Source organism: Streptomyces hygroscopicus subsp. hygroscopicus (genome assembly GCF_030269125.1).
GTDB classification, from domain to species: domain Bacteria; phylum Actinomycetota; class Actinomycetes; order Streptomycetales; family Streptomycetaceae; genus Streptomyces; species Streptomyces hygroscopicus_C.
In genome coordinates, this window is the sequence record NZ_BSSM01000007.1 from 115,655 (window position 1) to 130,084 (window position 14,430).

The window sequence follows — 14,430 nt, forward strand, 5'->3', positions numbered from 1 at the left end:
GTTCTGGTGCCCGGCCGCGGCGAGATCCTCGTCACGTCCCCCGGGATTCGCCGGTGCGCCGGGAATCCCTGCGGCCCGCCGGTTGTTCGCATCGCGACGCCCGCGGAAGCGGGCGCCCCTGAAGTGCTGCACGGGCGGCGGAGCGGGAGGGCGAGAGTGAACGGGAGCGAGGACGTCGGACCGGACGGTTCCGAACCGGACGGCGCCGGACGGCCGGCCGCCGGTCCGAGCGCGGCGGAGATCGGCGGCGATCTCGGTGAACGGGCCACCCTCGTCCAGTTCTCCAGCGCCTTCTGCGCGCCCTGTCGCGCCACCCGGCGCGTCCTCGGCGAGGTCGCCGCGATGGTGCCCGGCGTCGCCCACGTCGAGATCGACGCCGAGGCCCGCCTCGATCTCGTACGCGCCCTCGGGATCCTGAAGACCCCCACCGTCCTGGTGCTGGACGCGCACGGCCGGGAAGTACGGCGCGCCGCCGGGCAGCCCCGCAAGGCCGATGTCATCGCGGCCCTGGGGGAGGCGGTGTGAGGGGGCTTCAGCATCCGGTGACAGACGTTCCGCGCCTGGTGAGAGACGTCCCAGTTCCCGGACCGTACTTGACTGCGCGCACCACCTATCGTCAGTCTGACCGTATGCCGACCGAACTCCTTCTCCACGGGCGGGCCCACGTCGACCTCGCGCGCACCGCGAGCGCCTGCTGTCCGGGCTGCTGAGCAGCCACGGACCCGCTCGCCCTCCCGAACAGAAGGACAACTCCATGACGGCCCTGCCCGGACTCGGCACCCCCCAGCTCGCCTCCCCCGACCTCCTGCGCGCCACCTTCCGCCGGCACGCCGCCGGTGTCGCGGTGATCACCGCGCGCGGCGCCGCGGGACCGGTCGGCTTCACCGCCACCTCCCTCACCTCGGTCTCCGCCGAACCCCCGATGATCTCCTTCGGCGTGGGCACCGGCGCCTCCAGCTGGCCCGCGATAGCCGAGTCCGACCACATCGGCGTCCACATACTCGGCGAGCACCAGGGCGACCTGGCCGCCACCTTCGCCCGCAGCGGTGCCGACCGCTTCGGCGCGCCCACCGTCTGGCACGACGGCCCCGAGGGCGTGCCCGTCCTCGACGACGTGCTCGCCTGGCTGGTCTGCCGGATCGTCGCCCGCGTCCCGGCGGGCGACCACCGGATCGTGCTGGCGGAGGTCGTCCTCGGCGATCCGGCGGGCGGCGGCCGCCCGCTCCTCTACCACCAGGGCCGCTTCACGGCGCTGCGCGACTGATGCGGCGTTGATCACGCCCCGTTCCCCTGCGAAGCCGTCGGGTTCCGGTTACGCTGCGTTGCGAAGGTCACAGTTCAAAGCGCTTGCTTAGCGGGGATGAACTGGGTGTACTGACGAGTAATATCTCGCTCGGAGCGCGCTGACGCCCCGATCGGGATCGGCCGCTTCAGGCGCCTATGCTGCCTGCAAGAGGCAGCCAGGAAATCACGATGCAGTAGGAGAGCCGGCGTGAGCTTGAGGATCGTTGTCACTGTGAAGTACGTGCCCGACGCCACTGGCGACCGGCACTTCGCCGATGACCTGACCGTCGACCGCGACGACGTGGACGGTCTGCTCTCCGAACTGGACGAGTACGCGGTCGAGCAGGCCCTGCAGATCGCGGAGGACGCGGACGACGCCGAGGTCACCGTGCTGACGGTCGGCCCCGAGGACGCCAAGGACGCGCTCCGCAAGGCCCTGTCGATGGGTGCCGACAAGGCCATCCACGTCGAGGACGACGACCTGCACGGCACCGACGCCATCGGCACCTCCCTGGTGCTGGCCAAGGCCATCGAGAAGGCCGGCTTCGACCTGGTCGTCTCCGGCATGGCCTCCACCGACGGCACCATGGGTGTCGTCCCCGCGCTGGTCGCCGAGCGCCTGGGCGTCCCGCAGGTCACCCTGCTGTCCGAGGTCTCGGTCGAGGACGGCACCGTCAAGGGCCGCCGTGACGGCGACGCCGCCTCCGAGCAGCTGGAGGCCCAGCTGCCGGCCCTGGTCTCCGTGACCGACCAGTCCGGTGAGGCCCGCTACCCGTCCTTCAAGGGCATCATGGCGGCCAAGAAGAAGCCGGTGGAGTCCTGGGACCTGTCGGACCTCGACATCGAGGCGGAAGAGGTCGGCCTGGAGGGCGCGTTCACCAAGGTCGAGACCGCGGCCGCGCGTCCGGCCCGCACGGCCGGCACCATCGTCAAGGACGAGGGCGAGGGCGGCAAGCAGCTCGCTGAGTTCCTCGCGAGCCAGAAGTTCATCTAAGGGTTCGCGCCCGCCGACCGCCCCTCAACTTCGTTACGCAGGAGAGCAATCCCATGGCTGAAGTCCTCGTCTACGTCGACCACGTGGACGGTGCCGTCCGCAAGCCGACCCTTGAGCTGCTGACCCTGGCCCGCCGCCTCGGCGAGCCCGTCGCCGTCGCGCTGGGCAACGGCGCCGCCGACACCGCCGCCACCCTCGCCGAGCACGGCGCGGTGAAGGTCCTCACCCACGACGCGTCCGAGTACGCCGAGTACCTGGTCGTGCCGAAGGTGGACGCCCTGCAGGCCGCCCACGAGGCCGTCTCCCCGGCCGCCGTCCTGGTGCCGTCCTCCGCGGAGGGCAAGGAGATCGCCGCCCGTCTGGCGCTGCGCATCGGCTCCGGCATCATCACCGACGCCGTCGACCTGGAGGCCGGCGACGAGGGTCCGGTGGCCACCCAGTCGGTGTTCGCCGCGTCCTTCACCACCAAGTCCCGTGTCATCAAGGGCACCCCGGTCATCACGGTCAAGCCGAACTCGGCCGCCGTGGAGGCCGCCCCGGCCGCGGGCGCGGTCGAGGCCCTCGCCGTGACCTTCTCCGACAAGGCCACCGGCACCAAGGTCACCGCCCGCACCCCGCGCGAGTCCACGGGCCGCCCGGAGCTGACCGAGGCCGCGATCGTGGTCTCCGGCGGTCGCGGTGTCAACGGCGCCGAGAACTTCTCGATCATCGAGGCCCTCGCCGACCAGCTCGGCGCGGCCGTCGGCGCCTCGCGTGCCGCCGTGGACGCCGGCTGGTACCCGCACACCAACCAGGTCGGCCAGACCGGCAAGTCGGTCTCGCCGCAGCTGTACATCGCCAACGGCATCTCGGGCGCGATCCAGCACCGCGCCGGCATGCAGACCTCGAAGACCATCGTGGCCGTCAACAAGGACGCCGAGGCCCCGATCTTCGAGCTGGTCGACTACGGCGTCGTCGGCGACCTGTTCGACGTCGTGCCGCAGCTGACCGAGGAGATCAAGACCCGCAAGGGCTGATCGCCGACCGGCTGTCCGAGGCCCCCGTGACCCGCGCGGTCACGGGGGCCTCGGTGCATCCTGAAGGCGTCGTCGGGGTGTTGACCAGCGGGAAGGACGCCGGATAACTTCGTTCTACGGATTGTTGATTCCGTGAAGCGGAATATGGAGGGTGCGGGATGGGTCAGCAGGAGAACGTGGCGACAAGCCTCGCCGGCGCCGTCGCCGAGGAGATCGGCGCCTCGCTCGCACCGGTCGACGCGGAGCTGGCGCGCCGCTACCCCGGGGACCCCGGCACCCGGCAGCCCGTCCACACCGTCTACGTCCCCGGGGACGCCTTCGCCGCCGACACCGTCCGCTCCTGGGGCGACCGGGCGCTCGCCGCTCTCGACGAACACGCCCCGGACGCCGCCTCGTTCGCCGCCGTCCTCGGCCTCGCCGACGAACTGGCCGAGCCGGTCTACTCCCGTGTCCGCGCCAAGCTGGGGCGCGAGCCGATCGAGGACCTGCGGATCGACTTCGAGGACGGCTACGGCCCCCGCCCCGACGCCGAGGAGGACGAGACCGCGGCCCGCGCGGCCCGGCTGGTCGCCGAGGCGTACGAGAAGGGTACGGCGGCGCCGTACACGGGCATCCGCGTGAAGTGCATGGAGGCCGCGGTGCGCGACCGCGGCATCCGCACCCTCGACGTCTTCCTCACCGGCCTCATGGCGGCGGGCGGACTGCCCGACGGGCTGGTGCTGACCCTGCCGAAGGTGACCTATGCCGAGCAGGTGAGCGCCTTCGTGCGGCTCCTGGAGGCCTTCGAGAAGGCGCACGCACTGGACGCGGGGCGGCTCGGCTTCGAGATACAGATCGAGACCAGCCAGGCCGTCCTGGCGACCGACGGCACCGCGACCGTCGCCCGCATGATCCAGGCCGCCGAGGGCCGTGCCACCGGGCTGCACTACGGCACCTTCGACTACAGCGCCTGCCTGGGCGTCTCCGCCGCCTACCAGGCCGGCGACCATCCGGCCGCCGACCACGCCAAGGCGGTCATGCAGGTCGCCGCCGCGGGCACCGGCGTACGCGTCTCGGACGGCTCCACCAACGTCCTCCCCGTCGGCCCCGCCGAGCAGGTGCACGCCGCCTGGCGGCTGCACTACGGCCTCACCCGGCGCGCCCTCGCCCGCGCCTACTACCAGGGCTGGGACATGCACCCGGGCCACCTCCCGACCCGTTACGCGGCCGTCTTCGCCTTCTACCGCGAGGGTTTCGAGCAGGCCGCGGACCGCCTCGCCCGGTACGCCGACCGCACCGGCGGCGACGTCTTGGACGAACCCGCCACCGCCAAGGCCCTCGGCGGCTATCTGCTGCGCGGCCTGGACTGCGGCGCCCTCGACCTCGCCGAGGTGACCGGGCGCACGGGGCTGAGCCGCGCGGGACTGGAGGGCTTCGCGGCGCCCCGGCGCGGCGGTCTCACCGCGTCGGCGCAGTAGTCGGGGCTCGCGGGCTGAACGCCTGGAGCAACGCGCGGTCGGCCGCGTCCGTGCGGTTCGTCAACGCCGTGGCGGGCAAGCCGAACGCGGTGAGCAGCGCGGCCCGCAGCTGGGATGCGCGGAGGTCGTGGAGGGGACACGGTTCGAGTCACCGCTTCGTCCCGCAGGCGTGCTGGGCGAACAGCCGGGTGCCGCGCGCACGACCCCTCGCCGCCGCGCGCCCGTTCACCGAACTCCCGGTGCCACCCCGAACAGCGCGCACCACCGCGGTGACAGGGCGAGGAGTCCGGTGAGCGGCGGGCGCCGGCCCGGGAACGGCCGCGCGGCACACCGTGCCGGTCGACGTCCGCGACGGCACCGTGCCGTCGGCCAGTCGGACCTGGACGCCCGGTGCGGGCAGCCGGGCCCGCCGGACGCCGCCGCGGGGAGCGGCACCGGCTCGACGGCGTCGGTCACGTCCAGCCGCCGCCGGTCCGGCCGCGGGGCGAGCCGGACCCGGGGCGTCTCAGCCGGCCGGGGGCAGCTCGCCCGAGCCGCGGGTGATCAGCCGGGTGGGCAGCTCGATCCGCTCGGGCGCGACGAGACCGCCGTCCAGCTGCCGGAAGAGCCGCTCCGCCGCCGTGCGGCCGAGGGCCGCCGCGTCCTGGGCGACGACCGTGACGCCCGGCCGCAGCAGATCGGCCAGTTCGAAGTCGTCGAATCCGACGAGGGCGACCTGCCGGGACTGTTCGAAAAGGACCCGGACCACGGTGACCGTCACCCGGTTGTTGCCCGTGAAGACCGCGGTGACGGGGTCGGGACCGGACAGCATCTCCTGCGCCGCCCGGCGCACCCGCTCCGGGCTCGTCACCCCGAGCGACATCCAGCGGTCCTCGACCCGTATCCCCGCGTCCTCCATGGCCGCCCGGTAGCCGCGCAGCCGCTCGGCCGCGGTGTGGATGCGGGGCATGTCCCCGATGAACCCGATCCTGCGGTGGCCGTGTGCGATCAGATGGGCCACACCGTCGCGCGCCCCGCCGAAGTTGTCGGACAGCACCACGTCGGCGTCGATCCGCCCGGCCGGACGGTCCACGAACACCGTCGCCACGCCCGCCCTGATCTCCGGCTCCAGATAGCGGTGGTCGTCCCCGGCCGGGATCACCACCAGGCCGTCCACCCGCCGCGCGCACAGCGCCAGCGCCAACTCCCGCTCGCGTTCCGGGTCCTCGGCGCTGGAGCCGTTGATCAGCAGGGCGCCGTGCGAGCGGGCGACCTCCTCCACCGCCCGGCTCAGCGGTCCGTAGAAGGGGTCCGCGAGGTCCTCCAGGACGAGGCCGATGCTCGCGGTGCGGCCCTTGCGCAGCACCCGCGCGCTGTCGTTGCGGCGGAAGCCCAGCGCGTCGATCGCCTCCTGCACCCGGCGCTCGGTGTCCGGGGTGACCCCGGGCTCGCCGTTGACCACCCGCGACACCGTCTTCAGCCCGACACCGGCCCGTGCCGCCACGTCCTTCATCGTCGGACGGTTGCCGTACCGGTTCCCGGGGTGGCGGTCTGCGCGGCGGGTGGTCTCGGGCACGATGCGCTGTCCTGTCCTGTCGTCCGTGGTCCCCATGGTGGTGTGGTGCGGCGGCCCATGGGGTTGTATGAGGATGTGGCGTCGAGCATAGAGCCTGGACAACGTTGTCAGGTGCGCGAGAGACTGTCCACCGCTCCGCGCGGGACCGCGCCCCTTCACCGCGCCGCCCGCCCTGTCCCTGGTTCCCGACCGTTCAACGGGGAGATCTGACTCTTATGCGCACCGACCTCGTGGCAGCCCTGGACATCGGCGGCACCAAGATCGCCGGCGGACTGGTGGACGGCCGCGGACTGATCCTGGAGCGGGCCCAGCGTGCCACCCCCGCCCGGCAGGACGGCGACACGGTCATGCGGGCCGTCGAGGAGGTGCTCGGCGAACTCGCCGGTTCGTCCCTGTGGGGACTGGTCCGGTCGGTCGGCATCGGCAGCGCGGGCCCGGTGGACGCCTCCACGGGCACCGTCAGCCCGGTGAACGTGCCGGGCTGGCGGGACTTCCCGCTGGTCGAGCGGGTGCGCGCGATCACCGGCGGACTGCCGGTCGAGCTGATCGGCGACGGCGTCGCGATCACCGCCGCCGAGCACTGGCAGGGCGCCGCCCGCGGTCATGACAACGCGCTGTGCATGGTGGTCTCGACGGGCGTCGGCGGCGGCCTGGTCCTGAACGGACGACTGCACCCCGGTCCGACCGGCAACGCCGGGCACATCGGGCACATCAGCGTCGACCTCGACGGCGACCCCTGCCCGTGCGGTTCGCGCGGCTGTGTGGAACGGATCGCCAGCGGCCCGAACATCGCCCGCCGCGCCAGGGAACAGGGGTGGCGGCCGGGCCCCGACGGCGACACCTCGGCCGCCGCGGTGGCCGCCGCCGCGCGGGCGGGCGACCCGGTCGCCGCGGCCTCCTTCGAACGGGCGGCGCGGGCGCTCGCCGCCGGGATCGCGGCCACCGCGACGCTGGTCGAGATCGACATCGCGGTGATCGGCGGCGGGGTCGGCAACGCGGGCGACATCCTCTTCGCGCCGCTGCGGGAGGCGCTGGCCGACTACGCCACGCTGTCGTTCGTGCGGCGGCTGACGGTGGTGCCCGCGCGGATGGGGACGGACGCGGGTCTGGTGGGAGCCGCGGCGGCGGCACTGATCAGTGGGCCGGGGCTGGTGCGGCTCTAGGCGGTCGCCGGTCGGAGCCGGTACCGGTCGGTCCGGGTCGTCGGGCCGGCCGAGAACGCGATGCCCCTCGCCGGTGACGTTCGGTCCCGTCACCGACGCCGTCCAGTACCGCCCGAGATCGACGGCCTCCGCGGAAACGACGGGAATCCCGGCACTCCCAGCGCGGTGAGGGTGTCGTCGAGGGCATGTCGTCGAGGGCTCAGCCGACGTGGCGGCCCGGTCACTGCTCGGTGCCATGGCCGACGGCGAGGTCGACATGGTGGGTCTCCGCCTCGCGCAGGCAGCGCAGCGGCAGGTAACAGGCCGGGTGGCGCCGGCCGGCCGGCCGCCCCCAGGCAGGCGCGGGCAGCGCGCGACCCGTAGGCGGACCGGTCGAGACCGGTCCGCGGCCGGTCGGCCGGCCGCTCGGCGGGCAGTACGGCAGCCCGCGCCACCGTCGTCGCGGCCGCCCTCGGACCGGGCTCCCGGCCGGTACGAGCGAGCCCGAGCGTCCAGGTGTACGCGTCGGCGCCGTACGCGACCTGCGCGAGCACATGCCCCGCGTCCACCCCGGACGTCTCGAAGGTGCCCGCAACGCGGTCCCGGACAGCCCGACGGCGGTCGAGACGAGCCGGTCCGCCGGCCGTACGACGCCCTCGACCACGTCCCCGGCCCCGGCGCCGGCCGTGCCGGACGGGAAGGCGGGAGGCACGCGTCCTCCTCGCGATACGCGCGCCACGGTTCACCGGAACGCGTGCACGACCTCGATCCGGCCCACGACAAGGGCGTTGGACTCGTCCAACTCCTCTGCGGGCAGCCACAGTTCGAGAATGGTCTCACCGCCGGCCCGGCGGACGGGATACCGGCTGAGGAACCCGGTGTCGACCTCGAAACGGGTCACGAACCCGGCGCCGTCGTGCCGGACGTTCCGGTCCCGGGCGATCCGGATCGCGTAGTCCTCGTCGAGCACCGGGTAGAAGATCGGCTGTTCCGGCAGCCTGGGCGGCCAGGCCCGCCGCACCGGCTCGCGCACCAGATCCAGCTCCCCGGCCCGGTGGGCGCCAGGGGGTGGTGGCGGGGCGGGCGCGGGGCATGATGTCGCTCCTCCGGTCGCCGTACGGATTTTGTGATCCGCAGCCCGCGGTCCCGGGCCCTCGGCCCGAGCGGGCGGGTCGCGGCACCGGACGTTACCGACCTTCCCGGCGCCGCGGTCGGCGGATTTCGGTGTTCCGGCGGTACCCGCGTGACCCCGGGCCCCGTCGCGGAGTTGATCCGCGCATGAAGAAGCGCAGCATCCTCGCCCTCGCCACCCTGGCCACCGGTTTCGTCGTGGCCGCCGTCACCCCGTCCCACGCGGCGGACAAGGGGCCCCTGGACGGCCTCGACGTCTCCGGCACCCTGCACTCCGCCGGTGATCTGGTCAGCCACGAGAGCCTGGCCCCCGCCGACGCTCCGGGGCAGGGCCAGGAGTAGCCCGGCGGCCCGAGCCGAACGCGTGCCGGTGTCCCCTCGCGGGGGCACCGGCACCGCGCTTTACCGCACCCTCACCGCAGCGGGGTTTCCGTGGCAGGGTGGAGCGGGCAAGCCTCAGGGGGCCAACAGAAGAGGGGGAAGTCCGTGACCGTCGTCTGGATCAACGGCGCGTTCGGTGCGGGAAAGACCACGACCGCACGGGAACTGATCGAACTGATCCCGCACAGCGCGCTCCTCGACCCCGAGGTCATCGGCGGGTCACTCACACACCTGCTGCCGCCCAAACACCTCGCCGAGGTAGGCGACTTCCAGGACCTGCCGATCTGGCGCCGGCTCGTGGTCGACACGGCCGCCGCGATGCTCGGCGAACTGGGCGGCACGCTCGTCGTGCCGATGACCCTGCTGCGCCAGGAGCACCGCGACGAGATCTTCGGGGGACTCGCCGCCCGCCGGATTCCCGTGCGGCACCTGGTCCTCGCCCCGGCCGAAACGATCCTGCGTGCGCGAATAGCCGGGCGCGAGGTACCGCCCGAGCTGCCGGACGGTGAGATGCGGGTCCGGCAGTGGTCGTACGATCACATCGAGCCGTACCGCGCCGCCCTCGCCTCCTGGCTCGCCGCCGACGCGCACCTGGTCGACACCAGCGCGCTGACCCCCTACGAGACCGCCGTGCGGATCGCGGAGTCGGTCGGCAGCGGCGACTTCACACCCTGCGACATCGTGCAGACTCCCGAGCCCACCGCGGAGACCCTCGCCGCGGGAGTGCTCCTCTTCGACGAGCAGGACCGGGTCCTGCTCGTGGATCCCACCTACAAGCCCGGCTGGGAGTTCCCCGGCGGTGTGGTGGAGCGGGGCGAGGCCCCGGCCCGCGCGGGCATGCGCGAGGTCGCCGAGGAGACGGGGATACGGCTGCGGGAGGTGCCCCGGCTGCTGGTGGTGGACTGGGAACGGCCCGTGCCCCCCGGCTACGGCGGGCTCCGGCTGCTCTTCGACGGCGGTCGGCTGTCCCGCGAGGAGGCGGCCCGAGTGGCGCTGCCGGGGCCGGAGTTGCGCGACTGGCGGTTCGCCACCGAGGAGGAGGCCGCGGGCATGCTGCCCCCGGTCCGCTACGAGCGCCTGCGCTGGGCCCTGCGCGCCCGTGAACGCGGCACCGCGCTGTACCTGGAGGCAGGGGTGCCGGTCGGCTGACGGTCACCTCGCGGTCGCCCCGCGCAGTTCGGCCGAGGCGCCCCGCATCACCGGGGCGCCGTGCCCGAAACACGCCACGTCGGCGCCGACGTCCGCCAAGCGCCGTACCGAGTCGGACAGTTGGTGCCGGTCCAGGTTGAACACCCCCGGTATCACCGTGCCGTCCACCGGGGACGCCGCCACCGTGTCGCCGGTGAACAGCACCCCCTCGGCGGGCAGGAACAGGGCGATGCTGCCGTCCGTGTGACCGGGCACGTGCACCACGGTGGCACCGCCGCCGAAGCCGAGCACCTCGCCGTCCGTGACCTCCGTCACCGAGGGCGGCGGCAGGGGAGTTCCCTCGGGCAGGTGCCGGGACACCTCGGCATGGATCGGCAGCTCCCACTCCTCGAACCGCGGCGGCGGGCCCGCGAGTTCACCCCGCACGAACGGGGCGTCCAGCCGGTGCGCCAGCACTTCCGCCCCACTCGACGCGGCGAACTCGCCCGCCCCGCCCGCATGGTCCTCGTGAAAGTGCGTCAGCACGACCCGTCGCACGTCCTGCGGGGACCGCCCCAGCCCCCTGACCGCATCGGCGATCAGCGCCCCCGACCCGATCGGCCCCGCGTCGACCAGCGTCAACTCCTCACCGTCCTGCCAGAGATACGCCTGGCCGACGGGGAAAAGGAGCAGATGCAGCCGCGGCAGGAGCTCGATCACGTCCATACGCCGACCCTAGGCCGAGCCGCCGCCGGCCACGACCCCGTTCCGCCCGGGGCGGACACCGCTCGGCTCAGGGCGATCAGGGGCGGAGCCCGTCGCTGGGGCGCGCGGGCGGTCGGGCCGCGGGCGCGAAGGCCGTGAGGACGTCGGCGAGGTCGGCCGGAGCCTCCAGCGGGATCAGGTGACCCGTGGTCGGGATCACCGTGAAGTCGGCTCGGGAGAGGTAGGGCACCAGGTTGTCGCGGAGCACGTCGACGGGCTCGACACGGTCGTTCTCTCCGGCGACGACGAGGGCGGGAACGCCGATCACGCGGGTGTGCTCGGTGATGTCCTCGGCGATGCCGCGCAGGGGCCACTCGGTGCGGGCGGCGTCGGCGGCGGCTCGTGAATCGGCCGAGATCCGCGCCCTGACCGACGCGGGCAGCTCGGTCGCGGTGAGGACGTGGTCCCGTGCCCCGGCCACGGACTCGTCGGAGTCGTAGGCGTGGGAAAGGGCTTCCCGGTACTCGGGGGTGGCCTGTCCGGCGGGCTTCGCGGGACCGGAAGCGACGAGGACGATCCCGCGCAGGCCGGCGGGCCGGGTCGCCGCGACCAACTGCGCGACCTTGCCCCCCATCGAATGCCCGACCAGGACGTAGTCGGTGACGCCCGCGTCGGCCACCACGGCGAGGGTGTCGTCGGCGAGCCGGCGCAGCGTGTAGGGGCCGGGCATGCTGCCCGAGCGGCTCCAGCCGCGGAAGTCGACAGTGATCAGGTCACGGCCCGCGAGGCGGTCGACGACGAGGTCCCAGGTCCGGGCGGAACCACCCCAGTAGTGCAGGAACACCAGGGTCGGTCCGGCACCCGGCCGGTGGTCGTAAACGGGCAGTGGCGTCTGCTGCGTCGCGTTCATCATGGCTCTCTCGGTTCGGTGTTCCGGGGGGTTTTCCCTCGTGTCCATGGAAACTCCGCGGCCGGGGCGGGGCATCGGCGTGAGCGGTCACGCGATGGTGGAAACTGGACACGTGCGCGTGATCCGGCAGATGACCTACCAGCCCGCCGGGCGCCGTGCCGCCGCGGTCGAGACGATGACGTTCGACCGCCTTCGCGAGCTGAACGACGGCGGCACGCAGCGTGCCGACTTCCATGTCCTCGCCGTCGTCGACAGCGGGCACGGCTCCGTCACGGTGGACTTCCTCCCGCACCCGCTCGAGGAGCGGTCCGCGGTGTGGGTGCCCCCCGGGGCGGTGCACCGGTGGGACGACATCGCCGCAGTGGCCGGGCACCTCGTGCTGTTCGTGCCGACCGCGCCGGTCACCCGTGCCACCCGGGAGCTCGTCGCGTCCCCGGATCCGGCCGCGCACTGGAGCGTCCCCGACGCCGACTGGCCGTTCGTCGACGCCGCGCGCGACCATCTCCTCCTGGAGGCATCCGCCCCGCCCGGGGACGTCTCGGCGGAGCTGCCCGAGATCCTTCTCTCCGCGCTCCTCGCCCGGCTCCGGCCGCCGCACGCCGAAGCCCGGCTCACCCATCCGGTGTTCCGGCTGTTCCGGTCCAGCGTCGAGGCGCACTTCCGGGAACATCACGACGCCGGCTACTACGCCCGTGCTCTGGGGTACGCGCCCCGCACCCTGTCACGAGCGGTGCAGCAGGCCACCGGCCGCACGGCGAAGGGGTACGTCGTCGACCGGATCGTCCTCGAAGCCAAACGGCTCCTCGCGCACGACCGCCTCACCGCGGCTCGCTGCGCCGACGCGCTCGGCTTCCCCGACGCGTCCAACTTCTCGGTGTTCTTCCGGAAGGCGACAGGCATGCGCCCCGGTGCGTGGCAGGCGACGGTGGCCGTCGAGTGAGGAGGCGTACGCGAGAAGGGCCCTCGCACCATGATCAGGGGGCGTCGGTCGTCGTAGCCGTACCGGTCGGCGTCCTGCGCCACGTGCAGGACGCGGCCGGGGCGGAGCCGGCCGCGGCCACCGCGGTGCGTCGGCGTCGCGGCCACCGACGGCCGCGGCCGGGCCCGCGACGACCGGGTCGCGGGCGACGCGGCCGCGCGGACGGGTCTCGGCGTCGTACTCGGCGTTCGCGGCCGCGCGCACCTGCCGGACCGGCGTGTACGCGGGCAGAGAGGGACACCGGTCCCGGCCGGTTCACCGGTGTCGGTCAGATGGGCCGCGACCGTGATCGCACCGGCGGCCCCACCCTTGCCGCGGCCGGCGACGATCGCCCGGAGGGCCGTCTCGCGCGTCGGCCGGTGGCGGCCCCTCCCGCACTCTCCCGGCGGGGGCCGCTATCCCGCGTAGTTCCGCAGGAACAGCGCCTCCGCCACCGACAGGCGCTCCAGTTCCTGCGGCGAGACGCTCTCGTTCAGCGCGTGGATCCGGGCCTCCGGTTCGCTGAGGCCGATCAGGAGGATCTCCGCGTCGGGGTAGAGGCCGGCGAGGGTGTTGCACAGGGGGATGGAGCCGCCCTGGCCTGCGTACTGCATGGTCTCGCCCGGGTAGGCGACGGCCATCGCGTCGGCCATCGCCTGGTAGGCGGGGCTGGAGACGTCGGCGCGGAACGGCTGGCCCTGGCCGACCTGTTCCACGGTGACGCGGGCGCCCCACGGGGTGTGCGTCTCCAGGTGGGCCTGGAGCAGCTTGCTCGCCTCCGTCGCGTCCACGCCCGGCGGCACCCGCAGGCTGACCAGCGCACGCGCCCCGGCGTGCACCGAGGGCGTCGCGCCGACGACCGGCGGGCAGTCGATGCCCAGCACGGTGACCGCCGGACGGGCCCACAGCCGGTCGGCGACCGAGCCGGAGCCGGTCAGCCCCACGCCGTCCAGCACCTTGGCGTCCGAGCGGAACTGCTCCTCGGTGTACTCCAGGCCGTCCCAGACGGCCGACGCGTCCAGACCGTCCACCGTCGTGGAACCGTCCTCGGCGCGCAGCGAGTCCAGCACCCGGATGAGCGCGGCCAGCGCGTCCGGAGCGGCACCGCCGAACTGGCCCGAGTGCAGATTGCCCGCGAGGGTCTCGACACTCACCCGGACCAGCGTCATGCCGCGCAGGATCGTGGTGACGGTCGGCAGGCCCACCCGGAAGTTGCCCGCGTCGCCGATCACGATGGTGTCCGCGGTCAGCAGTTCCGGGTGCTGCTCGGCGTACCGCTCCAGGCCGCCCGTGCCCTGCTCCTCGGAGCCCTCCACGATGATCTTGACGGTCACCGGGACGCCGCCGTTCGCCTTCAGCGCACGCAGTGCGAGCAGGTGCATGATCACACCGCCCTTGCAGTCGGCGCTGCCCCGGCCGTACCAGCGTCCGTCGCGCTCGGTCAGCTCGAACGGCGGAGTCGTCCACCCGGCCTCGTCCAGCGGCGGCTGCACATCGTAGTGCGCGTAGAGCAGAACCGTTTTGGCGCCCTCCGGGCCCGGCAGACAGCCGTACACCGACTGGGTGCCGTCGGGGGTGTCGAGCAGGGCGACGTCGACGAATCCCTCCGCGCGCAACGCGTCGGCGATCCAGTTCGCGGCGGCCTCGCTCTCGCTCTTCGGGAACTGCTCGAAGTCCGCCACGGACCGGAAGGCGACCAGTTCGGTCAGCTCCGCCTTGGCCCGGGGCAGCAGCGAGGCGACGGTCTCGGCGACCGGATTCGACGACAT

The 14,430-nt window shown here is 73.5% G+C and carries 13 protein-coding genes and 1 pseudogene; 9 read left to right on the top strand and 5 right to left on the bottom strand.

What is annotated here, in order from left to right; all coding sequences use genetic code 11:
- The first annotated feature begins 90 nt into the window (after nt 1–90).
- The 5 genes from QSK45_RS17535 (at nt 91) to QSK45_RS17555 (ending at nt 4,751) form a co-directional block, all read left to right on the top strand.
- Nucleotides 91–525: a thioredoxin family protein gene (locus QSK45_RS17535; protein WP_285558283.1), complete on the top strand. Its 435-nt coding sequence runs from the start codon at nt 91–93 to the stop codon at nt 523–525.
- Nucleotides 526–754: 229 nt separating this feature from the next.
- Nucleotides 755–1,264: a flavin reductase family protein gene (locus tag QSK45_RS17540; RefSeq protein ID WP_285557883.1), complete on the top strand. Its 510-nt coding sequence runs from the start codon at nt 755–757 to the stop codon at nt 1,262–1,264.
- A gap of 228 nt (nt 1,265–1,492) precedes the next feature.
- Nucleotides 1,493–2,278 (top strand): electron transfer flavoprotein subunit beta/FixA family protein, encoded by a 786-nt coding sequence (locus tag QSK45_RS17545; RefSeq protein ID WP_285557885.1) that lies wholly within the window; start codon nt 1,493–1,495, stop codon nt 2,276–2,278.
- A gap of 53 nt (nt 2,279–2,331) precedes the next feature.
- Complete coding sequence (locus QSK45_RS17550) at nt 2,332–3,294, top strand: electron transfer flavoprotein subunit alpha/FixB family protein (RefSeq protein WP_285557886.1); 963 nt, start codon at nt 2,332–2,334, stop codon at nt 3,292–3,294.
- A 158-nt stretch (nt 3,295–3,452) separates the two neighbouring features.
- A complete protein-coding gene (locus tag QSK45_RS17555) occupies nt 3,453–4,751 on the top strand; it encodes a DUF6986 family protein (protein WP_285557887.1) in 1,299 nt (432 codons plus the stop codon).
- Between the two features lie 505 nt (nt 4,752–5,256).
- Here QSK45_RS17555 and QSK45_RS17560 read toward each other — a convergent pair.
- Nucleotides 5,257–6,342 (bottom strand): LacI family DNA-binding transcriptional regulator, encoded by a 1,086-nt coding sequence (locus QSK45_RS17560; RefSeq protein ID WP_285557888.1) that lies wholly within the window; start codon nt 6,340–6,342, stop codon nt 5,257–5,259.
- 179 nt (nt 6,343–6,521) lie between these two features.
- On the opposite strand from QSK45_RS17560, the gene QSK45_RS17565 reads away from it, so the two are divergent.
- Nucleotides 6,522–7,469 (top strand): ROK family protein, encoded by a 948-nt coding sequence (locus tag QSK45_RS17565; RefSeq protein ID WP_285557890.1) that lies wholly within the window; start codon nt 6,522–6,524, stop codon nt 7,467–7,469.
- Nucleotides 7,470–8,190: 721 nt separating this feature from the next.
- Here the strand turns inward: QSK45_RS17565 and QSK45_RS17570 are convergent.
- Nucleotides 8,191–8,542 (bottom strand): annotated as a pseudogene (locus QSK45_RS17570) (hypothetical protein).
- A gap of 184 nt (nt 8,543–8,726) precedes the next feature.
- On the opposite strand from QSK45_RS17570, the gene QSK45_RS17575 reads away from it, so the two are divergent.
- Both QSK45_RS17575 and QSK45_RS17580 read left to right on the top strand, forming a co-directional pair.
- Nucleotides 8,727–8,921: a hypothetical protein gene (locus QSK45_RS17575; protein ID WP_285557892.1), complete on the top strand. Its 195-nt coding sequence runs from the start codon at nt 8,727–8,729 to the stop codon at nt 8,919–8,921.
- Nucleotides 8,922–9,065: 144 nt separating this feature from the next.
- Nucleotides 9,066–10,109, top strand: coding sequence for an NUDIX hydrolase (locus QSK45_RS17580; protein WP_285557894.1), 1,044 nt, complete (start codon nt 9,066–9,068; stop codon nt 10,107–10,109).
- A 3-nt stretch (nt 10,110–10,112) separates the two neighbouring features.
- On the opposite strand, the gene QSK45_RS17585 is transcribed toward QSK45_RS17580, so the two are convergent.
- Both QSK45_RS17585 and QSK45_RS17590 read right to left on the bottom strand, forming a co-directional pair.
- Nucleotides 10,113–10,814 (bottom strand): MBL fold metallo-hydrolase, encoded by a 702-nt coding sequence (locus QSK45_RS17585; protein WP_285557896.1) that lies wholly within the window; start codon nt 10,812–10,814, stop codon nt 10,113–10,115.
- 76 nt (nt 10,815–10,890) lie between these two features.
- Nucleotides 10,891–11,703 carry an alpha/beta fold hydrolase gene (locus tag QSK45_RS17590; RefSeq protein WP_285558286.1) on the bottom strand — a complete coding sequence of 271 codons (813 nt, stop codon included), beginning with the start codon at nt 11,701–11,703 and terminating at the stop codon, nt 10,891–10,893.
- 94 nt (nt 11,704–11,797) lie between these two features.
- Between QSK45_RS17590 and QSK45_RS17595 the strand changes: the two genes are divergently transcribed.
- Nucleotides 11,798–12,643: a helix-turn-helix domain-containing protein gene (locus QSK45_RS17595; protein ID WP_285557898.1), complete on the top strand. Its 846-nt coding sequence runs from the start codon at nt 11,798–11,800 to the stop codon at nt 12,641–12,643.
- Nucleotides 12,644–13,077: 434 nt separating this feature from the next.
- Here the strand turns inward: QSK45_RS17595 and QSK45_RS17600 are convergent, their stop codons facing one another.
- A complete protein-coding gene (locus QSK45_RS17600; protein WP_285557899.1) occupies nt 13,078–14,430 on the bottom strand; it encodes a dipeptidase in 1,353 nt (450 codons plus the stop codon).